The organism is Algoriphagus sp. 10J20-15, assembly GCF_055809615.1.
In genome coordinates this window covers 1-22,253 of sequence record NZ_JBVVUG010000007.1, presented here as the reverse complement: position 1 = coordinate 22,253, position 22,253 = coordinate 1, and the positions used below count along the sequence as shown (strand labels likewise).

The 22,253-nt window shown below is 41.0% G+C and carries 18 protein-coding genes and 7 pseudogenes; 17 read left to right on the top strand and 8 right to left on the bottom strand.

The features are described 5' to 3' along the window. Positions 1 to 176: 176 nt before the first annotated feature. Complete coding sequence (locus AC0L6R_RS04085) at positions 177 to 977, bottom strand: N-acetylmuramoyl-L-alanine amidase family protein (protein ID WP_283414524.1); 801 nt, start codon at positions 975 to 977, stop codon at positions 177 to 179. A 103-nt stretch (positions 978 to 1,080) separates the two neighbouring features. On the opposite strand from AC0L6R_RS04085, the gene AC0L6R_RS04080 reads away from it, so the two are divergent. The 5 genes and pseudogenes from AC0L6R_RS04080 to AC0L6R_RS04060 all read left to right on the top strand — a co-directional run bounded on the left by AC0L6R_RS04080 (position 1,081) and on the right by AC0L6R_RS04060 (position 3,774). After that, on the top strand, positions 1,081 to 1,815 hold the full coding sequence (locus AC0L6R_RS04080; RefSeq protein WP_473270051.1) for a hypothetical protein: 735 nt from the start codon (positions 1,081 to 1,083) through the stop codon (positions 1,813 to 1,815). Continuing rightward, positions 1,740 to 2,419, top strand: a pseudogene (locus AC0L6R_RS04075) (putative LPS assembly protein LptD). The gene AC0L6R_RS04080 and the pseudogene AC0L6R_RS04075 overlap by 76 nt, the downstream one beginning before the upstream one ends. Beyond that, positions 2,391 to 3,152 (top strand): putative LPS assembly protein LptD, encoded by a 762-nt coding sequence (locus AC0L6R_RS04070; protein WP_473270050.1) that lies wholly within the window; start codon positions 2,391 to 2,393, stop codon positions 3,150 to 3,152. The pseudogene AC0L6R_RS04075 and the gene AC0L6R_RS04070 overlap by 29 nt, the downstream one beginning before the upstream one ends. Before the next feature lie 2 nt (positions 3,153 to 3,154). Beyond that, complete coding sequence (locus tag AC0L6R_RS04065) at positions 3,155 to 3,379, top strand: hypothetical protein (protein WP_473270049.1); 225 nt, start codon at positions 3,155 to 3,157, stop codon at positions 3,377 to 3,379. Next, positions 3,361 to 3,774, top strand: coding sequence for a hypothetical protein (locus tag AC0L6R_RS04060; protein WP_473270048.1), 414 nt, complete (start codon positions 3,361 to 3,363; stop codon positions 3,772 to 3,774). Before AC0L6R_RS04065 ends, AC0L6R_RS04060 begins: the two co-directional genes overlap by 19 nt. 133 nt (positions 3,775 to 3,907) lie before the next feature. On the opposite strand, the pseudogene AC0L6R_RS04055 reads toward AC0L6R_RS04060, so the two are convergent. Next, a pseudogene (locus AC0L6R_RS04055) lies at positions 3,908 to 5,121 on the bottom strand (arginine deiminase). Positions 5,122 to 5,314: 193 nt separating this feature from the next. Here AC0L6R_RS04055 and AC0L6R_RS04050 point away from each other — a divergent pair. From AC0L6R_RS04050 to AC0L6R_RS04035, 4 genes are all read left to right on the top strand, one after another. Beyond that, the gene (locus tag AC0L6R_RS04050) at positions 5,315 to 6,055 is read left to right on the top strand and encodes a DUF4197 domain-containing protein (RefSeq protein ID WP_473270047.1); all 741 of its coding nucleotides are present in this window, start codon (positions 5,315 to 5,317) and stop codon (positions 6,053 to 6,055) included. Between the two features lie 197 nt (positions 6,056 to 6,252). After that, on the top strand, positions 6,253 to 6,690 hold the full coding sequence (locus AC0L6R_RS04045) for a response regulator (RefSeq protein ID WP_473270046.1): 438 nt from the start codon (positions 6,253 to 6,255) through the stop codon (positions 6,688 to 6,690). Between the two features lie 12 nt (positions 6,691 to 6,702). Beyond that, positions 6,703 to 7,305 carry a biliverdin-producing heme oxygenase gene (locus AC0L6R_RS04040; protein WP_473270045.1) on the top strand — a complete coding sequence of 201 codons (603 nt, stop codon included), beginning with the start codon at positions 6,703 to 6,705 and terminating at the stop codon, positions 7,303 to 7,305. A 5-nt stretch (positions 7,306 to 7,310) separates the two neighbouring features. Next, positions 7,311 to 9,563, top strand: coding sequence for an ATP-binding protein (locus AC0L6R_RS04035; protein ID WP_473270044.1), 2,253 nt, complete (start codon positions 7,311 to 7,313; stop codon positions 9,561 to 9,563). 39 nt (positions 9,564 to 9,602) lie between these two features. Here the strand turns inward: AC0L6R_RS04035 and AC0L6R_RS04030 are convergent, their stop codons facing one another. From AC0L6R_RS04030 to AC0L6R_RS04005, 6 genes and pseudogenes are all read right to left on the bottom strand, one after another. Beyond that, positions 9,603 to 10,205 (bottom strand): hypothetical protein, encoded by a 603-nt coding sequence (locus tag AC0L6R_RS04030; protein WP_473270043.1) that lies wholly within the window; start codon positions 10,203 to 10,205, stop codon positions 9,603 to 9,605. A gap of 65 nt (positions 10,206 to 10,270) precedes the next feature. Next, complete coding sequence (locus AC0L6R_RS04025) at positions 10,271 to 10,828, bottom strand: M48 family metalloprotease (RefSeq protein ID WP_473270042.1); 558 nt, start codon at positions 10,826 to 10,828, stop codon at positions 10,271 to 10,273. Continuing rightward, complete coding sequence (locus tag AC0L6R_RS04020) at positions 10,780 to 11,049, bottom strand: hypothetical protein (protein ID WP_473270041.1); 270 nt, start codon at positions 11,047 to 11,049, stop codon at positions 10,780 to 10,782. The genes AC0L6R_RS04025 and AC0L6R_RS04020 overlap by 49 nt, the downstream gene beginning before the upstream one ends. A 309-nt stretch (positions 11,050 to 11,358) precedes the next feature. Next, positions 11,359 to 13,071: pseudogene (gene lysS, locus AC0L6R_RS04015) on the bottom strand (lysine--tRNA ligase). Between the two features lie 261 nt (positions 13,072 to 13,332). Then, positions 13,333 to 13,482: a proline dehydrogenase family protein gene (locus AC0L6R_RS04010; RefSeq protein WP_473270113.1), complete on the bottom strand. Its 150-nt coding sequence runs from the start codon at positions 13,480 to 13,482 to the stop codon at positions 13,333 to 13,335. A 46-nt stretch (positions 13,483 to 13,528) separates the two neighbouring features. Then, on the bottom strand, positions 13,529 to 14,566 hold the full coding sequence (locus tag AC0L6R_RS04005) for a proline dehydrogenase family protein (RefSeq protein ID WP_473270040.1): 1,038 nt from the start codon (positions 14,564 to 14,566) through the stop codon (positions 13,529 to 13,531). 445 nt (positions 14,567 to 15,011) lie between these two features. Between AC0L6R_RS04005 and AC0L6R_RS04000 the strand changes: the two are divergent. The 8 genes and pseudogenes from AC0L6R_RS04000 to AC0L6R_RS03965 all read left to right on the top strand — a co-directional run bounded on the left by AC0L6R_RS04000 (position 15,012) and on the right by AC0L6R_RS03965 (position 22,023). Continuing rightward, positions 15,012 to 16,116, top strand: a pseudogene (locus AC0L6R_RS04000) (chorismate mutase). Positions 16,117 to 16,207: 91 nt separating this feature from the next. Further along, complete coding sequence (locus tag AC0L6R_RS03995) at positions 16,208 to 16,642, top strand: iron-containing alcohol dehydrogenase (protein ID WP_473270039.1); 435 nt, start codon at positions 16,208 to 16,210, stop codon at positions 16,640 to 16,642. A gap of 91 nt (positions 16,643 to 16,733) precedes the next feature. Beyond that, positions 16,734 to 17,252, top strand: a pseudogene (locus AC0L6R_RS03990) (3-dehydroquinate synthase family protein). An 11-nt stretch (positions 17,253 to 17,263) separates the two neighbouring features. Beyond that, positions 17,264 to 18,148, top strand: a complete 885-nt coding sequence (locus AC0L6R_RS03985) for a 3-phosphoshikimate 1-carboxyvinyltransferase (RefSeq protein ID WP_473270038.1) — start codon at positions 17,264 to 17,266, stop codon at positions 18,146 to 18,148. Positions 18,149 to 18,162: 14 nt separating this feature from the next. Then, positions 18,163 to 18,696 carry a hypothetical protein gene (locus AC0L6R_RS03980; RefSeq protein ID WP_473270037.1) on the top strand — a complete coding sequence of 178 codons (534 nt, stop codon included), beginning with the start codon at positions 18,163 to 18,165 and terminating at the stop codon, positions 18,694 to 18,696. 5 nt (positions 18,697 to 18,701) lie between these two features. After that, on the top strand, positions 18,702 to 19,871 hold the full coding sequence (locus AC0L6R_RS03975; protein WP_473270036.1) for a GNAT family N-acetyltransferase: 1,170 nt from the start codon (positions 18,702 to 18,704) through the stop codon (positions 19,869 to 19,871). 10 nt (positions 19,872 to 19,881) lie between these two features. Next, positions 19,882 to 21,025: pseudogene (locus AC0L6R_RS03970) on the top strand (pyridoxal phosphate-dependent aminotransferase). Positions 21,026 to 21,173: 148 nt separating this feature from the next. Beyond that, positions 21,174 to 22,023, top strand: a pseudogene (locus tag AC0L6R_RS03965) (prephenate dehydrogenase). Positions 22,024 to 22,253: the final 230 nt, after the last annotated feature.

The window sequence follows — 22,253 nt, the reverse complement described above, 5'->3', positions numbered from 1 at the left end:
ATAACCAGTGCTTTCTGCAAATAGTTAAGCTTCCAAGTTAAAAAAGAAAAAGCTAACAGTCGTAGTATTCTAGGTTGCAGTCACCCTATTCAGTCTCAAAACTGTATTCTGACAATCCCACAAAAAAGCCCTTTACTCACAAGAAAAGGGCTCTAGAATGTTAAATATTATGAAAATTAATTTTTCTCGATTGACTCTTTGTAGTCTCTTATTGACCGGTAAATCGCAGAGGCCATGTATTCTTTTCCTTGTTGACTCATTAGGAATTGCTCCTCTGTTGAATTGGATAAAAAACCCAATTCCACCAAAACAGATGGCATTGAAGGAGTCCAGAGCACATAAAAAGGCCCTTGCTTCACGCCTCTACTTTTGCGACCAACTCGATCTCTAAATTGAGTTTCTACGTTATCTGCTAGAGTCACGGAGTTCTCGAAATGAACTTTAGACATTAAATTGAACATCATGTAGGATTCAGGTGAAGATGGATCAAACCCTTCGTAGTTTTCCTCGTAGTTATCTTCCAACAGGATCACCGAGTTTTCTCGTTTTACAATATCAAAGTTTGCATCAAAATGCTTTGTCCCCATCACGAAAGTCTCTGTTCCAAATGCTGATTTATTTGCAGCAGAATTGGAATGAATGGACACAAAGAGATGTGCTTTGTTATTATTGGCGATCATAGGTCGTTCCTTGAGTGAAGGAAAACTATCATCGTCCCGAGTGTAAATCACCTCTACATCAGGCAAGTTTTCCTTGATGTATTTTCCAACTAAAAGTGTAACTGCAAGATTAATGTCTTTTTCCTTTGACCTAGAACCCAGATTACCAGGATCTTTACCTCCGTGGCCAGCATCCAAGACGATCTTTGTCATCTTAAAAGATGGTACCATGGATTCATTTGTGATAAATCCGCCAAATACAAAGGGAATACATAAAATCAGACTAAGAAGAATTTTTTTGTTTTTGGACCGTTCCATGAGGGCAATAAAATTAACTTTACACGAAATTTCACTCAAATTAAATAAAGCGTAAGCAACAGTGCAGGGATTCAGGCTCTTTTTATTTTGCTTTTTTGGGCTATTGATTGTTCCGCTGTTAGCGACTGCGCAAGACCCAGTCCGCAAGCTTGAAGAAAAACCACTAGTCGTTCCAGATTCTTTAATGCCACTTTCTCGGGAATTGATGGCTATGGACACTTTGCCCACTACTGCTGATACGCTCGCACTTACTGATTCGACAAAAATTATGCCCAGGAGTGATATCACCACAGATATTACTTATTACGGTGAAGATAGCATCGTATCAGATTTCACGGAAAACAAAGTTTACCTCTATAACCAAGCTTGGTTCGAGTATGGTACCATGCGTTTGGAGGCTGACTTGATCATTATTGACTGGAAAAACTCAGAGCTCTACGCCTCCGGAGTTACGGATAGTTTGGGGAATGTGAAAGGAAATCCATTTTTCAAGGATGGAAACTCCTCCTATGAAATCAGGAAGGAGATGAAGTATAATTTCAAAACCCAAAAAGCTATTATCAAGGATGTCGTTACGGAACAGCAAGACGGTATTTTAAGAGGAGAAACGATCAAAAAAACAGAAGATGGGAGTATTTACTTAGCCAATGGTTATTATACGACCTGTACACTCACTACTCCACATTATCATGTGGCAGCCAACAAAATCAAGTCTATTGAAGGAGGTCAAGTAGTAGCTGGCCCTTTCAATTTCTACTTTAGATCGGCATCCCCACGCCACTTGGGCTACCTTTTGGGATCATACCAAATACCCCGGAAGAAAAAGCCTCAGGATTGATTTTCCCAAGCTACGGTCAAGAGCAAAAAAGAGGACTGTACCTTCGTGACTTAGGCTATTATTTTGCAATCAATGATTATATCCACGCCAGGGTAACGGGTGACATCTACTCTAATGGAGGCTGGGGTTTGAAATCACAATCTGTGTATAAAAAGCGATATCATTTAGCGGCTCTTTCAATATTGACTTCCAAAAGTTCAAATCTCCAGAAACAGAGCTGAACCCTGTCGATTACAACACATTCAGAATTCAATGGTCACATAACCCTGAATCACGTGGAAATAGCCGATTCTCAGCCTCTGTAAATGCTGGCTCAACGAGCTACTTCAACAATATCGTTAATCCGAATAATTTCACGAATAACGTAACTTCGGATTTGTCCTCAAATATCAATTATAGCAAGACATTTACGGGAACTCCATTTTCCTTTGGAGCGAGTATGAGACACTCCCAAAGTGTTCAGACTGGAGAAGTTCAATTAAGTCTACCTACCATGAATTTGAGTATGAATAGACAGAGTCCGTTCAAAAATGTAAAATTCGAACCGCTCAAGACCTTAAATATCGCCTACAACTTTGAGCCTCCAAAATTCTATCACCAATAAGGTGACTCAGGAATTCGGAGTAGATCCTGACTTAGTTGAAAATACAGATACTCCTGACTTGGTACCTTTCACCCCTTCTAATTTTGGGTACTTACTTCAGAATGCTAATAATGGCGCAAGAAACAGAATTCCAATCAGCTCAAATTTCAGGCTTTTTAAATATTTCACAGGCACTGCATCTGCCAACCTAACTGAATTATGGTACCTGAAAAGGATTAATTATTTCTATAACCCGTCTGAAGAGCGAGTGGATAAAATAATAGAAGAGGGATTTAACAGAGTTACTTTTTATTCTAGCTCATTCAGTTTGAATACCAATATCTATGGATTTTTCAACTTCAAAAAAGGGAAAATCCAGACCATACGTCAGCATATTCAGCCTTCTTTGAGTGTAAACTTTTCTCCTGATTTCTCAGATCCTTCTTTAGGGTATTATCAAGAGGTAAAAGTTAATAATGATGGGGACACTCGTTTGTTTGACAGGTATCAAGGATTCTCCTATAGCGGTGCTCCATTAGGAGAAAGTAGAGCGATGGCATTTAGCATCCGAAGTGTATTAGAGGCAAAGGTGATTGATAAAAAGGATTCTACTCAAGAGAATGCTACTAAGAAAATACCTTTACTTGAAAATATCGATCTGAACTCCAGCTATAATTTCGCTGCAGATTCATTTAAGCTAGCTCCATCCGAATCAGTGCTCGAACCAGCTTTTTCGACAGAAAGCTCTCGGTGAATATGAGTTCTACGCTTGACCCCTATGCCACGGAGACATATATTAATTCCAGTGGTTCTAACGCCACACGCTCCATCAATCAATTTGCTTGGAAAAATGGACAGGGGCTAGGATCCATTCGAAATGCTTCGCTAAATATGAATGCCTCCATCAACCCAAGTAGTGCGCAAAATCCTGGGGAAGTACGAGATGAGCTTACCAATGAATTTTGCAGCAAGGCGGTGTGATGAATGAATTTGTAGAAAGTGAGATTAACAGAATCTCGACTGACCCTAGTCAATACATAGATTGGAATATTCCTTGGAACATGTCATTTGGCTATGTATTATCTTACAGTAATCCGGTATCCGGAAATAAGAGAGTCACGCAAACTCTCAGCGTACGTGGTGATTTCAAACTTTCTGAGAAGTGGGCAGTAAACTTCAATACAGGCTATGATGCCCAAACCAAGAAGCTTACCCAAACAATGGTAGGTATAGCTAGAGATCTTCACTGCTGGCAGATGAATGTCAATTGGTTTCCTTTTGGTGCCTTTACTTCATACAATATTGACATTCGAGTGAAATCAACAATCCTTCAAGATTTGAAGGTATCTAGGAGACGATCCTTTTTTGACAATTAGACGATTTCGGGTTTTGATTGCATTTCGGATTTTGGTGCTAGGAATTAAGTGTAGATTTTCCAATCCATCAAATGCCATTCTTACTTGAGGTAAATATCAGGTTCGCTAATCCGACATCAACCATCCGAAATCGCTACACTCTCGATCTACTAATCGGCATAGTCATGCATCTTGGTCCGCCAAGGCCCTGGAAAGCTCCGAAGATGGGATTTCCAATACCTCCACTCCCATATTTCTTAATGCCCTGTTAGTATGAATATTTCGGTTATAAGAAATCACTCTTCTTGGGCCGATGGCAAAAACATTTGCACCGTCAAACCACTGCTCTCGCATCGCATAATCAGGATTTCCTGCTGCGGTGTGCAAAATTTCCAAATGCGGAATCTCTCTTTCCAAAATAGTCAATAGTGACTCTTTTAGCACTTCTCGCTTGATGTGCACTTTGTCATCCTTGATTTCTTTCAGGGTATAAAGGGATGTTTGCAAGACTGCATTCATCGCATCAGGGTAAGTAAGTACCAGATTCTCATCCAAAATTGTAAATACTGTATCCAAATGCATAAACTGCCGCTTCTGAGGTAGGTGTACTTCATAAACACGCTCCACAGTCCCTTCAGCTAATAGTGCTTTTGCGGCATGGTAGATTGCCTTTTCATCCGTACGCTCCGAATTTCCGATTGCTACAGCCTTTTGAGATAAGATAATAACATCTCCTCCTTCTATGCTCGGCGGATTATCATGCCCTAATACTGGATATAGTTGATGGATATTATCTTTAAAATCCATGTGATTTTCAAAAATAGTCCGAAGTAAATCCGCCTCACGTTGTCTTCCTTCCATTCTCATACTAGAAAAAATAACCCCACCCGGAGTTATAGCCATGGGATCCCTCTGAAAGTACAAGTTTGGACAAGGAGATATCACAAAGGCAAATTCCATCAACTCCCCAGCATTCAGTTTAGGTATTTTGCGCCGCAGTTCATGCACCTTCAATCCAGCTGTCAAAATCCCTGCACATTCGGCAGTAGAATAACGCTCCAGTATGTCTTCTGCCAAATGGACCATGCCTGATCTCTTCAATGATTCTCGCATCAATTGAAGCAGGATTTTCTGATCATAAAGCACTCGAATCAATAATTCCCGTAGTTGATAGACCGTAGCACCCGTAGATTCCTTGATTAGATTGGAAAAAGCATCGTGTTCCTGCTGCAAAGCTTCCAGATATGGCACATCATCAAACAGCAAAAATTCCTTATTATAGGGAGTTAACCGGTCAATTTCCTTCCCGGGTCTATGCATCAAAACTGCTTTGAGGGTACCGAATTCTGAATTAAGTCTAAGATTCATTTCATTAACAGTTTATCAGCTATTTTAAGTAATAATTGCCATACCTCAAAAAATATAAGCTTTTGTTTAAGAAAATGAAAATAATGATTTTTGTAAATGCGTCTAGATTAGTATATATTCTAGTTACAATTACCCTCAAATTTAATTGAGGTATCATTGTTGAATGGAAATAGGCTTACTTAAGATAATTCCCATGAAATTAGAAAATACGAAATTCAAAAAACTTTCCTTCACTTTTGCATTAGCCAGTGCCCTTTTTCTTGGAAGCTGCGAAACACTAACTCAACTGAGCAAAGGCTTAGACTTCGGCACTCCAACGGATTCTGAAATCAATTCAGGTCTAAAAGAGGCATTGGAATTTGGAACCAGCTATGCTTCAGAGCGTCTTTCAAAAGAGGATGGATACTTGGGAAATTTGGCTATCAAAATTGCTTTCCCTGAAGAAGCGAAAAAGGTCGAGAACACGCTCCGCTCTCTTGGCTTAGGCAGTCTTTGTGATCAGGTAATCACAAGTGTAAACCGCGCCGCTGAAGATGCTGCCATAGAAGCTAAGCCAATATTTGTGGCAGCAATCAAAGAAATGAGCATCACTGATGTCAAGAACATTCTTTTAGGTGCTGATAATGCTGCTACGCAATATTTTGAAAATAAAACGACGGCCTCGCTAGAAGGGAAATTCAAACCAATTATTGAAAGTAGCCTGACTAAAGTAGGAGCGACCAAATACTGGTCCGATGTAGTGACACGATATAATAAAATTCCGCTGATGACTCCGATCGAAGCCGATCTATCCAAGTATGTCACACAAAAGGCAATAGAAGGTCTTTTTTATGAAATTGCTAAAGAAGAATTGAAAATCCGGGAAAATGTAGCAGCCCGGAGCACTATTTTGTTGCAAAAGGTGTTTGGCTATGCAGACGCCCAAGGATCTTAATTAAAATAATCTTAATTCCTCAAGGCTAACTCCACTGGAGTTTGATTACCAGATAAAATCTAATTCCCTGATTTTATAATTTCCTAAACCCAGCTATTTGACCGACATACCGTCGATCCAATTCCATAGTTACTCCATTATATTTCTAATATATTTGTAGTGGCCTTGAAATAGAAGGCTACTAGTAAATCTTTACCATGAACGAAAAGTTAACAATCTTTTATACTGATGACGACATTGATGACTTGGAATTTTTCAAGACTATTGTAAATATGATTACCGACGATTATGCGGTGGTAACTCATATGGACGGAAATCAATTGCTTCATGCACTTGACAATCCTCCTCCGACTCCCTACCTGCTTTTCTTGGACATTAACATGCCCGGAATGAGTGGTTTGGAAGTATTACAGACCGTAAGAAAATCAGAAAAGCACGCCTCTTTGCCGATAATTATGTTTTCTACTACTCAGGATAAATCTGTCATAGAGAAAACAAAGGTATTAGGAGCAAACTATTACCTACCAAAAGCAGAAAACTTCAAACTTCTTCGCAAGTCTATAGAGCACACGCTTAAGATCAATTGGAGTAGTTTCAGTGCTGACAATACTAATTACCTCTACAACAATAATTAACAGTTTGCCTGCATGAGTAACGCAGTTTTCACTAGTACTTTTCCTCAGAGATTGAAAGTTGAAACTTCAATTCTCCATCAAGAGTTGGAGGATCTTCCTCTTTCTAAAGCAATCCTGAAGGAAGACATTTCCACTAGGGATTACATGGAGTATTTGCATCGCATGCATGATGTGATTAAGGAAGTAGAGACCTTGGTTTTCCCACTACTCTACACTGAGCTATCCGATCTTTCTCAGCGAATTAAAACTCCTTTATTGGAGCAGGATTTCAATAGCCTTAGCTATATAAAAACGCAATCCGCCCCCGTTTTCAAAAACCTAGACAAGCAAATCTCAACTGCTTTTGCCTTGGGTATGCTGTATGTGATAGAGGGCTCAACGCTTGGTGGGCGAGTGATTTACAAGCACATACACAAAACACTAGGATACGACAATCAGTCTGGAGCTGCTTATTTTTCCGGATATGGCGAAGAAACTGGATTGTTTTGGAAAAACTTCATGACTACACTTGTAGCCTACGAAAAAAATCATAATACTTCGGGAAAGATTATTGAGGGGGCTAACTATACTTTTCAAGCAATCAAAACTCACTTTCAAAGTGAGTCCGAGCTATAGGTAATATGAAGGTAAAGGACATTGTTAATAGGGAAATTGTAAACCTCACAAATTGTGAACAGGAACCTATCCACATTCCCGGCAGCATTCAACCTAATGGGTTTCTTATCGGTCTGAAGGAAGACTCGCTTCTAATTGACTACTGCAGCGCAAATACCATTGAATATATTGGTATAGCGCATACAGAGTTATTGGGAAAAGCATTCGGTGTCGCTTTTGGAGAAAAAGCCAAAAAAGAATTACTGGATTACATTTCCAATGATAGGATGCTGTCCTCGCTGCTACTCAAAACTACACTTCTAGAAAAGGAATTTCTTTGCACTGTGCACAAAAGCAATTCTACGATCATCATAGAAGCTGAACCGATCAATTCAAAAGTCAAAAAGGCAAATGAGGTATATGATCACACCTCGCAATTCCTTTCCTACATGCATACCACTCAGAGCCTTCAAGATCTTTGTAGTCTGGTAGCGAAAGGAACCCGAGAAATCACTGGGTATGACCGGGTGATGATCTATCGATTTGATGATAATTACAATGGGGAGGTATTTGCAGAAAGCTGTCGAGAGGACCTTGAGCCATTTTTGGGATTACATTATCCTCACACGGATATCCCGCCACAGGCAAGAGAGCTTTACATGAAAAACCTATTGAGGATAATCACAGATATTGATTATTCCCCAGTTCCGATTTACACTATAGATGATCAGAAAGACAAAAACCTAGATCTCAGCCTTGCTATTTTACGCAGTACATCTCCCATCCACGTGCAATACCTGCACAATATGGGCGTAGGTGCTACATTGACGATCTCTCTGATTTATAAACAAAGACTCTGGGGTCTCATTGCCTGTCATCATTATTCGCCTAAAAACCTGACGCCAGAATTGAGGTTGGCGGCACAGCTTCAGGGGCATTTCATCACTTCCCAGATTGATGTAAGGCAATCCAATGAAGAATATGAGGTTTCCAGAAAAGTCAATGCTTCCTACGATAAAATAAATGCTTTCGAACTTACTGAAGGGGCAGAATCCTTAGCAAAACTGATTAAGCAGCCAGAACTTATCGGCCTTTGCAATGCAAATGGCGTTTCTTTGTTTTTTGAAGGAAAAGTCTACAGCAATGGTGTTACCCCTTCAGACGATGAGGTGAAATTCTTAGCAAGCTATTTTGCAGAATACACTGAAAACACGAATATCAGCACCAGCAAATTGTTGGATTTACTACCAGATTTTAAATCACTCTGCGAAAACACCCCAGGAGCAATTTATCATTCACTGGATGTAGAAGGCGACAATTGTATAATCTGGTATAGATCGGAAACTAAAACGGAAGTAAACTGGGCCGGGGATCCGAGCAAGTCTATCATTCTGGATAAAAAGGGCTTGTCTCCTAGAAATTCCTTCGAATTATGGAAGGAAATCGTGGATTGTACCAGCAAACCTTGGCTCCAACCTGAGTTGGACACAGCGGCGGCCTATGCTAATGGACTGCAGCGCCAAATTAACTTAATCAAAATCACACAGGAGGAACAAAAATATCGCAAGCTCAGCGAAATGCTCAGAGAGGCAAATGCTGAACTTGAAAACATGAACTGGATCAGCTCGCATGACCTTCAGGAGCCGTTGCGTAAGATGCAGCTGATTTCATCTCATTTACTTTACGAAGATGAGGTCCCCGAAAACGTTCAAAAATCCCTTAAGCGCCTTAATATTTCCGCAGAGCGAATGCGAACTTTGCTTCAGGACATCCTAAAATACACGCGCCTGAAATATTCTGAAGAGGATTTTGAACGGGTAGATTTAAGCAAACTAGTAGGAGAAGTAGCGCGAGAACTTGGTGATGATTCTGATCCTAACACCATCCAATTGGACGAATTACCAACGGTGCTGGGCGTACCATTTTTTCTAAAACAGCTCTTTTCTAATTTGATTTCAAATTCTATTAAGTATGCGAAAGCAGACGAGCCAATTAGAGTAAAGGTGAAATCAGCTTCAAAGCCAGTAAATTATCCAACTGAAAAAGACGAACCGTATTATCTTATCAAGGTGATTGACAATGGGATTGGTTTTGACCAGAAATATGCAGAGTCAATTTTCAATATTTTCACCCGTCTCCACCTAGCCACAGAATATAGTGGATCAGGAGTGGGATTGGCTCTTTGTAAGAAAATAATGAAAAACCACCGAGGATACATAAGCGCTGAAAGTACTCCTGGGAAAGGCACAGAAATCAGCATTTACTTTCCGCTAAATTGATTTTATTAGAGGCACCAAATTACTGGTACAAACCAGAAATTACTTACCAATTAGCTTGATCAGCATCCCTTTACTCAGCTGGTCTGTCAGGTGCATCCCATTCAACAAAGAAAGCTCCTCATATCTCTCCGCTGGCATTCCGTAGTACCTAAAGGCAGCTTCTAGTGACATAACATTTGGCACAGTCTTGATCTTAATTATATCTGGTTTACGATTAAGCTTTTCCGAATCCCGTAATTCCTTGAAGTCTCTGATGGTTTTAGAAAATAGGGGCTGATACGAATTAAAATTAGCTATATCCGTCACTCCCATGAGACTGTAAATATTCCCTTCAAACTCAATAACAGAAGAAAGGACTCGAAGCGTAGCTGCTTGCTCCTGTAGACGATCCCCAACCAACAGAACTGCAGGCATTCCATTGATAGTTTCCTTTTTAGATTCTACCAGCGTCAATCCATAGTTTTCTAAAATTGCATTCGCAGCCTCCTCTAGGTTAGCTCCAGAAGCTAAGGTGAGAATCATTACCGCATCGCCTTCTGCTGGCGCCATTTGAAACTGTTGTGGAGAATTTTGATGCTGCCACCCAGTTGGGATAGGAAACTGAATTTTCAAAACTGGATGATAGAATGCACTGTTCTCCACAAAGCCTTGTTTGGGATCTGCACCCACAATCAAGCCATCAATTTTCCTCAGGTAACTATCTCGATTTATTCAAACTCTGTCAATTTGGACTTATCCTGCCACTTTTGCGCAAGCACTTCCACGGTTGCATTTCGTTCTACTGGGGATGGGTGGGTGGAAAGAAAAGGTGGGATTTCATCCGCTCCGGTATTTGTTTGCTGTCTTTCCAGAGTCTCAAAAAAGTCAGCCATTTCTCTGGCATCGTACCCGATCTGGGAAGAATATTCCACACCTAGCTCATCTGACTGCCTCTCAGCATCTCTACCAAATTTCAATAAAGCTAATTGCATTCCTTGGGAGAGAGGGTCTACAAACTGACCAAGTTCAGGCACCAAAATAATTCCTGCCAAAAGACCTATTTGTCCCAAAATCTGGTTTCGTTGCTGGATCACTGAGTGCCTGGCAGTCACGTGACCTATCTCATGTCCCAGCACTCCGGCAAACTCGGCTTCATTGTTAAAATGCGCCATGATACCGCGGGTAAAATAAACAAAGCCACCCGGCAAGGCAAAGGCATTAATCACAGGTGAATCGACTATTTTGAACTCATAGGCCAACTTTGGCCGGTGTGAGATCGCAGCCATTTCAGATCCTTTAGTGGTAATAAACTCTGGAGTTTGGGATCTTCATAAAGCCCAAAAAAAGCAACCACTTCAGGATCCGACTGCTGTCCCATAGCGATTTCCTGAGCTTCAGACATCAAAACAAGTTGCTTTTTTCCCGTTACTGGATTGATGGCGCAGGATCCTAAACTCAAGAGAAAAAGGGCCGAAAAGAGGCTAAGGTAATTCTTAAAAGTTCTCATTAGAAGTTGAGGTTGGTGGCTATCTGTTCATGAGGTATTGAAAAATTCATTCCAATTAATTTCGGAAAGGGAAGTAGCCTTCATCGCGGGTGATTATACGGTGATTTGGAAACCTTGGGTGAAGACATTCACGGCGACAGAGCTTAGGCTCTTTGACAGTAGCAAGACTAACTATATCGCCTACACTCTTTCTTTGAGCTTAACCCCTCCGCGACTCTGCGCAAGCTCTCGCGCCCACCGCGGTAAAAACCCAGCCACAAAAAAAACCGAGCCTCGCAGCCCGGTTTTTACTTTTATATCAAGTTGGAATTAGTCGACAAGAGATACAGTGATAGCATCACCCTCTTTAGTCACTTTAGCGACTCCCTTGCCTGTTAGGCCTTTCATCGCTACATCCCATTTCTTTCCGCTTAGTCCAGCTTTTCCTTTCAGATCAGCGATAGCCACTGGAGACTCTGCTTTCAGCAATTCGAAGATGCCTTTTTCTTCTTCAGTCATTTCCACCTGCTTTTTCTCAGGTCTCATCTGAGGGAAGAACAATACCTCCTGAATAGTGGTATTATTTGTCAACAACATAGTCAAACGATCAATACCAATACCCAAACCTGAGGTTGGAGGCATTCCATATTCCAAGGCACGAAGAAAATCCTCGTCCATCGCCATCGCCTCGTCGTCACCACGCTCAGCCAATTTCAACTGATCTTCAAAGCGCTCACGCTGATCGATAGGATCGTTCAATTCAGTATAGGCATTTGCGATTTCTTTTCCATTAACAAATAGCTGCAAACGCTCCACCAAACCTGGCTGAGTTCGACGCTTTTTCGCCAAAGGCGTCATCTTCAATAGGATAATCCGTGATGTAAGTTGGCTGGATCAAATTAGCTTCCACCTTCTCACCGAAGATCTCATCCACCAATTTGCCTTTGCCCATCGTGGCATCGGTCTGCAATGCCCATCTCAGCGCAAACCTTACGAAGACCTTCCTCATCCATTTTGCTCACGTCGATACCTGCATATTCCTTAATGGAATCATGCATAGTCAATCTTCTGTATGGACCAGCAAATTCAATTTCATTATTACCTACTGTGATTTTGGTTTTGCCGTGAATCTTTTCAGTTACCTGCTCGATTAGCTCTTCCACCATTTCCATCATCCAGATGTAGTCTTTATAGGCCACATAGATTTCCATGGAAGTGAATTCAGGATTGTGCGTGCGGTCCATGCCTTCATTTCTGAACATTTTCCCAAAAACTCATACGCCCCATCAAATCCACCTACGATTAATCTCTTCAGGTATAGCTCATTCGCAATTCTCAGGAAAAGTGGCATATCCAGAGTATTGTGATGCGTATCAAATGGACGCGCTGCAGCCCCACCATGCACAGCTTGCAGGATTGGGGTCTCTACTTCCAGCCATCCATGATCATCAAAATAGCGACGCATCTGAGTGATAATTCGTAGAGCGAGTAATAAAGGTCTTCTTCACCTCAGGATTCACTGTCAAATCCACATAACGCTGACGGTATCTCATCTCAGGATCAGTAAATCCATCGTGCACATTGCCGTCTTCGTCTCTTTTCACCACCGGAAGTGGCTTTCCAGATTTAGAAAGCACGGTCAACTCAGTTACGTGAAGAGAAATCTCTCCAGTCTGCGTAGTGAAAATATAGCCTTTCAGCCCTAAGAAATCACCAATTCCCAGGAAGCTCTTTGAAAACTGTATTATATAAGGTCTTGTCTTCGCCTTCGCAAATATCATCGCGACGAACGTAAAACTGTAATCTGCCAGTAGCGTCTTGGATCTCGCCAAAGGAAGCTGAACCCATGATCCTACGGCTCATCAATCGACCTGCTATTGAAATGCTCTTGTAGTCATTCTTGCGATTTTCATAGTTACGATGAATATCCTCGGTGGTGACATTGATCGGAAACGCCTCAGCTGGATAGGGATTGATCCCTAGCTTCATCAGTTCTTCCCGATCTTTACGTCTTTCTATTTCCTGTTCGCTCAAAAGTTGCATTTGTCTTGATTTGAGATTTGTTGTCTATATTATTGTTGGGTGTCGGATTGAGCCGATACCCGGTGTTCGTCAGAACCTTGTCCCTTTTGCCACCTTTTCACTTTCTACCTCACACTTTTCACTTTACTTGGCAAACATCGGTCACCCGACATCGGACATCAAGCCTTTTATTTCTCCTTCTTCCTTCTCTCCACTTCTTTCTTGATCATCGAAAACTCGCGACTGCTTTGACCAGCTATACTGGAGTTCTCCAGAAGTCATCTACGGATCAGGTAAGGCATTACCTTTTTCCACAGGTCCATAAGGCACGTATTTCAAAACCCGATAACCTGCATCTGCTCGATAAAAGGAAATATTATCACTCATCCCATAAAGCTGAGCAAAGAAAACACGGTCAGACTTTTTGTCAATTCCATACTTTTCGATCAGCTCAACTACGAGATCGTTACTTGCTTCATTATGCGATCCACTTACTTAAGTATACTCCATTAGCAATGCAAAACTCCACACCTAGATTATAGTCCGTATCAGTAGCCGATTTGCTAGGTTGAATAGGACTAGGATAGCCCATTTCTTCCGCTCTCTCTGCCTCTTTCTCCATGTATGCACCACGTACCAACTTAGCTCCTAAAAGAAACCCAAGTTCATCTGCCAAAACTTTAGCTTCCTTCAATCTCCCCAGCATGTCGTGGCGATACATCTGATATGTATTATATACCACACATCTTTCCTTATTGTATTTCTCCATGGCTTCATAGGTCAGCGTGTCGACCACATCTTGAAACCATGACTCTTCTGCATCGATCAAGATCTTCAATCCTAAATCATAAGCAGTTTTGCAAAGTAGATCCACTCGGGCTTTACAACGCTCATACGCCTGATATTCGGCTGGAACGAGAGCCTCACCTGCTTGGATTTTGATCAGAATATGATAATCTCCCAAACCGGTAACCTTAATTACTCCAAAAGGCATATAATCAGTCTTGGCAGACTCCACCATCGTTTGGCGGATTTCCTCACAGGTTTTATCAAAACTCTCTTCGTCGCCTTTTCCCTCCACGGAGTAGTCCAGAATCGACTCCACTCCAAATTTGGCAAGACTTTTACAATCTTCGATAGTTTCTGAGATTGTTTCACCCCCACAGAAATGCCCAAACATAGTTTGCTTCATAATACCTTTGATTGGCAAATGAAGCGCAAAACCGATTTTGGTCAGTGCAATCCCCATATCTGAGACAAATTTATTGTTCAACATGGCAAAGACTAAATGCATTTTCTTCAGTTCTGCGTCACTTTTTGAGGCAAAGGCAACTTTTAAGTTGTCAAAAGAAATAGTGGGTTTGGCGGGCATATTCCAGAAATAAAGCTGCAAAGATATCAAAAAAACTGCTTTTGGGTTGGTCTTGTCGGGATGATTGAACCAGTGAAAAGCGACTGTATTGTAGGCGTTCAGAGACTCAAGAAAAGCAATTGCTTGTTTCCTTATGTGATTCATTGCAAGTAAAAGTAAAATTTTACCCAGACGTTCTTATTCTTTCTAAAACCAATATCCTTTCTCCTTAAACCCTGCCAGCATTTTTAAATTATTCCAAAAAATATTTTACAGCTCTAAATAGAAGTATTTTCATATAAGTCAAAATATAATTCCGAAAGCACTGAGTATTTTGTCAAGATTTAGAAATATTCAACAAATCACCTGAATCTTTGCCGATTAAATAATACCTGTGGCAAAAAATTAATTTTGATTTTTAAAAATCACCACTTTACATTTGGCACATGTTAAACACAGCAGCGACATATTTTAGCTTCTTTTACTTTTTACTTTCGAAGACAAAATCGAATCGGAGTTGTGTATTGCCTTGCCTAAACTTAGAAACAAAATATAACACATAAAGCCCGATTCGAAAGAGTCGGGCTTTTTTCATTTAAAGCTCAGTATGATGAAAGAACACAAGCAAATCAAAGACTGGGGCCTAGGACTAACAGGCCCAACAATTATCGCAGGACCTTGCTCCGCTCGAAGCTCCAGAACAAATCGAACAGATTTGTATCGAGATGAAGGAAAATAATGTCATCCCTTCTATGTTTCGAGCAGGAATCTGGAAGCCTCGAACTTCGACCAAGGAAGCTTCGAAGGCATCGGGGAAGAAGGATTGAAGTGGATGGAGATCGTTCGTCACCACTTGAACATTCCGATCACGGTAGAAGTAGGAAATGCAGCTCATGCTGAAATCGCCCTTAGAAATAATGTAGACGTGGTTTGGGTAGGCGCTAGAAACTACTGTCAACCCATTTGCAGTTCAGGAAATTGCTGATGCATTGGCAGGTTCTGATATCCCAGTGATGGTGAAAAATCCGATGAATCCAGATCTAGATCTTTGGATGGGGGCTTTGGAAAGATTCCATGCCGTAGGACTTACTTAAGTTAGCTGCGATTCACAGAGGATTCTCTGATGCATACGACAAGAGATTCAGAAACAAACCAAACTGGTCTATGCCAATGCACTTGAAGCGCGTTTGGACTGGAATGGAAGTAATCAACGATCCTTCTCACATCGTTGGAAAGAAGGAGATGGAATTCTTGAAATCTCCCAGAAGGCAATGAACTTCGGTTTGGATGGTTTGATGATCGAAACTCACCACGATCCGGACAAAGCTTGGTCTGATGCTAAGCAGCAAGTGACTCCAGCACGATTGAAAGAAATTCTATCTGCTATAGATTTCAAAAAACCAATGGAATCTGAGCAGCCAAGTGAGCGTCTGAACGACTTAAGAAGGGCTGTTGACCACATGGATGATCAATTGTTGGATATCCTTCAGGAGAGATTTGCAGTGATCGATCAAATCGGTGCGCATAAAAGAGAGCATCATCTATCCGTATTTCAGTCTGATCGCTGGAAAGATGTGATGGAGAGCCGTACTCAAAAAGGCGTTGCAAAGAATCTTAGCGAAAAATTCATGAAGGAGTTGCTTTATTGTATTCACGAAGAGTCAGTAAAGCGTCAAGAAAAGCAGCTAAGAGAAGCTGATCCAGTAAAAAAGTAAATTCATAATCACTGAGCTTTTAGTAAATCTGAGGGGAATATTTCTCCTCAGATTTTTACTCTAATTTTAAGTTCAGTAAAATTTCTTCTTCGTGAACTCAATTATCTTTTCTGAAAATGCATCTGTCGATTTGACTGCCGTACTCGGTGAGATCAAATTTTCAAGTCTTTTTATTCTGACAGATGAAAACACCAAGGAGCATTGCCTACCCTTGGTTGAAGAAGTTTTTCCTTCCAACACCACTTTTTATACGATTGATTCTGGTGAAAAAAACAAAACCATCGCTACCTGTATGAATATCTGGGCTGCGATGACCGAAGCGCAGCTTGACAGAAAAGCTCTTTTCATCAATATAGGAGGCGGCGTTTTGGGCGATATGGGTGGCTTTTGCGCCAGCATATACAAAAGAGGAATCCGTTTTATCAACATGCCTACTACCCTACTTTCCCAAGTAGATGCTAGTGTTGGCGGAAAATTAGGAGTGGATTTCGAAGGATTGAAAAATCACTTGGGCGTATTCGAATGAACCAGAAACGGTCATTGAAGCATCCGAATTTTTAAAAACTTTACCTCAGCACGAATTAAGATCAGGCTTTGCTGAGATTATCAAGCACGGTTTGATTCGAGATAAAAAATATTTCGAAAGCTTGGATTTTGACCACTGGGAAAAATCCTACTGGACTCCCTTAATCCATCATTCTGTGGAGATCAAAAAAGCCGTGGTCAAAGAAGATCCTAAAGAAGCAGGCTTGCGCAAAATCTTGAATTTTGGGCATACAATATGACATGCTTTTGAAACGTACTTTTTGGATGGACCTAGACATTTATTACACGGAGAAGCCATAGCAGTTGGAATGATTTGCGAAGCATGGCTTTCACACAAGAAATTAAACCTTTCGATGGCAGAAGTGGAGCAAATTCAAGCTGCCTTTTTGAATGTTTATGGCAAAATAGAAATCCTGAAAACTGACCTGCCTGCTGTCCTTGATTTCTGCCTGCAAGACAAGAAAAATGAAGGCAAAGAACTGATGTTTTCTTTACTCCGTTCGATCGGCGATTGCACTTATAATATTCCAATCACACGGGAAGAAATCCGGGAAGCAATCCATTATTACCAAAATTTACCTCAGACCTAATTACCAATATTTTGACTACTGAAACCAAGGAAACGATTCATCTGGCTCAGAAAACAGATTTTTCGGCTACACATATCCCCCTTCCGTCTTCGAAAAGTGAATCAAATAGAGTTCTTATAATTGATGCGCTGACAGAAGGCAAAAACGAACTCAGCAATCTCGCCGAGGCTCGTGATACGCAGACTATGATCTCCTTGCTGGAGAAAAACCCACCAGTTTTTGATGTCTTGGACGCTGGAACAACAATGCGATTTTTGACAGCTTATGCTGCCATCACCAATCAAAACAAAGTCATGACTGGAACTCCACGAATGTGTGAGCGTCCAATCGGGATTTTGGTAGATGCGCTACGAACTTTAGGAGCTGAAATTCATTATTTAGGTGTGGAAGGATACCCACCTATGGCAATTCATGGACTTTCTGAGCAGAAGAGCAATCAAGTAAAAATACGAGGGGATGTTTCCAGTCAATACATTTCTGCCATTCTCATGATCGCGCCTTTATTGCCTCAAGGCTTGGAACTCGAATTGGAAGGAAAGGTAGGATCGCGTTCTTACATTGAAATGACCTTGGATTCCATGTCTCAATTTGGGATCAGCTATGAATGGGTAGAAAATAAAATATCCGTTGCACATCAAGCATATCAACCAACCACGTTCGCAGTAGAAAGCGACTGGTCAGGCGCTGGATACTGGTTCAGCTTATTAGCCTGTGCTGATTCCGGAGAGCTATTTCTTTCTGGCTTGAAAGAAAATAGTCTTCAAGGAGACTCTGCCGTGGTGGAAATCATGGGGCAACTAGGCGTGAAAAGCACTTTTAAGGATGGTGGCGTCTTATTGGAAAAACAAGCAGTGAAAGGGTTAAGACATTGGGATTCACACATTGCCCAGACTTAGCGCAAACTATCGCTGTGACATGCGCGATTCTAGGACAAAACGCGACGTTCACAGGATTGGAAAGTTTGAAAATCAAAGAGACAGATAGAATCTACGCTTTGCAGCAAGAGCTGGCGAAGTTCAATGCAGACCTTCAGGAAATCGAACCGGAAGTTTATCAGGTGATTCCTTCAGTGACCATGCCTCCTGAAGTGAAAATACATACTTACGATGACCACAGGATGGCTATGGCTTTTATGCCTTTGATCACCAAGACGCGCGTAAGTATTGAAGATCCATCCGTGGTGAATAAATCTTATCCAAAGTTTTCCTTAAACACTGCCAGCTTGCAGGAATATCCATCGTCAGCCAATCATAAGGAGATTCTAAGCTCTGTAAAAATCATTGTGGGAAATCATAAAATTTTTGAAACTGAAAGACTTCTGCTCGTTCCTATATCAGTAGAGGATGCAGAATTCATTTATGAGCTTTTCAACCTGCCCACATTCATAGAAAACATAGGAGAAAGAAAATATCAAATCTGTGGACATGGCAAATATATATTTTAAATAATATGCTTCCTCAACTAGAAAAACTCGGTTATTCTACTTACACAATTGTCACCAAAAATAATCATACGAAAGTTGGAACATGTGGCTTGTACGATAGAGATGGATTAGAAGGCATAGATATTGGGTATGCGCTGTTGACAAAATTTGAAAAAAGAGGATATGCTTTTGAAGCCGCTGAAAAATTAAAAACACTTGCATTCACTGAATTTGGTCTTGAAAGACTGAGTGCTGTTACTTCTAAAAATAATTTGGTTTCACAAAAGCTATTGGAAAAACTGGGTTTGACTTTGACTGGAACGACCAAATTACCAAATAGTGAAGAGGAGTTATTTTTGTTTGAAAATAAAAGAGTTTTTAGTAAAATGAATAAACTTAAAATAGCCATTCAAGGAGTTCCTGGCTCTTTTCATCATCAAGTTGCTCTGCGCAATTTCGGTGAAGACATAGAAATCCTAGATTACACCACCTTCGAACCGGTAGCAAGAGCTGTAGCAAATGGCGATGCAGACTTTGCCGTGATGGCAATTGAGAACTCCATTGCCGGTGCGATTTTGCCAAATTATGATCTAATAGATCGCTATGGCCTGAGCATTCGAGACGAATATTACCTTCCTATTGGGCATCAATTTATGGCTCTTCCTGGCCAAACGATCGAGGATATTTCGGAAGTTCGTCCACCCATGGCTCTTTTGCAGTGCAAGGCCTTTTTTGCGCAGCATCCACATATCGCACTTAAAGAAGATACCGATACGGCTTCTGTAGCAAGAGATATCGCTGCCGGAAACTGGAAGGGAGTAGCTGCAATTGCTTCGAGTATAGCAGCTGAGATCTATAGAATGGAAATTATTGCGCCGGATATTCAGACGGTTAAAAGCAATTTTACCCGCTTTATTATCCTTCAGAAAGAATCAGTCGAAGCTGTTGAAGCTGTAAACAAAGCATCAATTAAAGTCACCATTCAAAATCAAAAAGGTGGGCTGGCGAAGTTGTTAACTTTCATTTCTGAAAATGGAATTGATTTAAGTAAAATTCAATCCATTCCAGTGATCGAAAAACCTTGGGAATATGCATTTTTCATCGATCTGGTTTTTGAAGATCAAACCGTCTTCACTCAGACAATTGAAGAAATTCGAAGTAGCTTTGGTGAAGTGAAAATTTTTGGGAATACCTAAGTAGAAAATAATGAAGGGCTTTGCAGATAGAGTGAGTAGTGTAGAGGAATATTACTTTTCCGCCAAACTACGTGAGGTGAATCAGATGATTGCTGATGGAAAACCTATCATTAACCTAGGAATTGGGAGCCCGGATTTGGCTCCTGACAAACTTGTGATAGATGCGCTCAAAAGCACAGCCGAAAATTCCCAAGCTCATGGTTACCAAAATTATCAGGGAATCCCGCAGCTCAGAACTTCCATTGCCTCCTTTTATTCAAGAGAGTATGGTGTCACCTTGGACCCTAACAAAGAAATTCTCCCTATGATGGGATCCAAAGAAGGAATCATGCATTTAAGCATGACTTTTTTGAATCCAGGAGATGAGGTATTAATACCAAACCCAGGCTATCCTACTTATACATCTGTCACAAATTTACTTGGAGCTACCCCAATTTTCTACGGAATTGACCTGACGAAATCGGGCCGACCGAACTTAGAAGAATTGGAAAATCAGGATCTAAGTAAGGTGAAACTTATGTGGATAAACTATCCTCATATGCCAACTGGCGCACCTGGAAACAAAGCTATTTTACAGGAGTTGGTAGCTTTTGCCAAAAAGCATCAAATCGTCTTGCTTCATGACAATCCTTACAGTCACATTTTGACGAAGGAGCCAATCAGTATTTTATCAATCCCTGAAGCTAAGGATGTTGCAATGGAATTGAATTCACTAAGTAAGGCTTTCAATATGCCAGGTGCGAGTCGGAATGCTTGCAGGTCGGGAAGACTGGATAGCAAAAGTCTTGAAGGTGAAAAGCAACATGGATTCCGGGATGTTTCTGGGAATTCAGAAAGGAGCAATAGCCGCTTTGAATTTAGGGGAAAGTTGGTTTTCGGATATTGAAAGCACTTACCAAAGCCGCAGAAAATTGGTGTGGAAACTTGCAGACAAGCTTAATCTGACCTACGACACCAATGCAGCAGGACTATTCGTCTGGTGCCAAGTGCCTGAAGGAAAGACGGCAGATCAGGTGGTTGACGAGTTACTTTATGAGAAAAACATATTCATAACTCCCGGAAAAATCTTTGGATCAGCCGGAGAAGGCTACGTTCGCTTTTCGCTATGTATGCCTGAGTTCAAGATTTGGGAAGCAATAAACAGGATTAAGTAATATCTTAACCGCAATTTTATTATTGGCTTAAATTTCTTTGGTTCATGGGCTGGAAGACCGAAGACAGGAGACCGAAGAGGCCTCAATACCAGAATTAAGCATATAATTAAGCTTTGAGAAGAGCAGAAAAAAATTAAAAAATAGACACATGAAAAAAATACATATTATCGGCTTAGGACTTCTGGGAGGCTCTTTTTCCTTGGCGGCAAAGGACAAATTTCCGGAGATTTTCATCACAGGAACTGATGCTGATGAGAAGAATTTGCAGGATGCATTGAATCTTGGAATTATCCAGGAAGCTAAAGATACCCCTGCTGCTGATACTGACATCGTTATTTTAGCAACTCCAGCAGATACCTTGGGAGATCTTCTACTCAAAACTCTGGATCAGGTCGGTGAAAACACTCTGGTTTTTGATGTGGGATCTACGAAAGCTAAACTTTGTGCCATGGTGGCTCAACACCCAAAAAGAAAGCAATACCTCGCCGCTCACCCCGATTGCCGGAACGGAGTATTCGGGACCAAAAGCAGCTTTTGGGGATTTGCTAGATCGCAAAGTCATGATCATCTGTGAGCTGGAACAAACTGACCTAAGTCTGAAAGAGAAAGCTTATGAGCTATTTGATGCTCTGAATCTAAAATTGAGATTTATGGATCCAGAGGAGCATGACCGCCACTTGGCTTTTGTGTCTCACCTTTCGCATATTTCTTCTTTTATGCTGGGCAAAACTGTCTTGCAGAAAATGGCAGATGAGAAAAACATCTTCGATATGGCGGGTTCTGGCTTTGCCTCCACAGTTCGACTAGCGAAGTCAAGTCCAGCAATGTGGTCACCTATTTTCACTGAGAACAAAGACAATATCTTATCTGCACTGGATGGATACATCTCCAATTTGAGCGCTTTCCGCGAAAAAATTGCCGCAAGCGACGGGCAAGGACTGTCTGATGATATGACTGAAATCAATAAAATTGGAGATATTCTGGATCTGGAGAAGTAAATCGATTTCGGGGTTCCGATGTATGATTTCGGATTTTAATCAACGCCATTTGAAAGTTCAAGTGGCGTTTTTTTTTAACTATGAGTACGCTGAGTTTTTCCTGGAGGGTGCAAGAAAGTTGATCACCGGACTATTATAATAACCATTCCAAATTCAGTAATTTGAACTCCATAAAACGACCCAATCCTATGAAATCCTTTTTCACGCTAGCATTTCTCCTTATTGCTGTA

Excerpts from the sequence above, each read along its gene's own strand:
- AC0L6R_RS03975 (WP_473270036.1), top strand. The coding sequence starts at position 18,702 with ATGCTTCCTCAACTAGAAAAACTCGGTTATTCTACTTACACAATTGTC.
- AC0L6R_RS04020 (WP_473270041.1), bottom strand. The coding sequence starts at position 11,049 with ATGAGAACTTTTAAGAATTACCTTAGCCTCTTTTCGGCCCTTTTTCTC.
- AC0L6R_RS04085 (WP_283414524.1), bottom strand. The coding sequence starts at position 977 with ATGGAACGGTCCAAAAACAAAAAAATTCTTCTTAGTCTGATTTTATGT.
- AC0L6R_RS04065 (WP_473270049.1), top strand. The coding sequence starts at position 3,155 with ATGAGTTCTACGCTTGACCCCTATGCCACGGAGACATATATTAATTCC.
- AC0L6R_RS04040 (WP_473270045.1), top strand. The coding sequence starts at position 6,703 with ATGAGTAACGCAGTTTTCACTAGTACTTTTCCTCAGAGATTGAAAGTT.
- AC0L6R_RS04005 (WP_473270040.1), bottom strand. The coding sequence starts at position 14,566 with ATGAATCACATAAGGAAACAAGCAATTGCTTTTCTTGAGTCTCTGAAC.
- AC0L6R_RS04035 (WP_473270044.1), top strand. The coding sequence starts at position 7,311 with ATGAAGGTAAAGGACATTGTTAATAGGGAAATTGTAAACCTCACAAAT.
- AC0L6R_RS04025 (WP_473270042.1), bottom strand. The coding sequence starts at position 10,828 with ATGGCTGCGATCTCACACCGGCCAAAGTTGGCCTATGAGTTCAAAATA.
- AC0L6R_RS04050 (WP_473270047.1), top strand. The coding sequence starts at position 5,315 with ATGAAATTAGAAAATACGAAATTCAAAAAACTTTCCTTCACTTTTGCA.
- AC0L6R_RS04045 (WP_473270046.1), top strand. The coding sequence starts at position 6,253 with ATGAACGAAAAGTTAACAATCTTTTATACTGATGACGACATTGATGAC.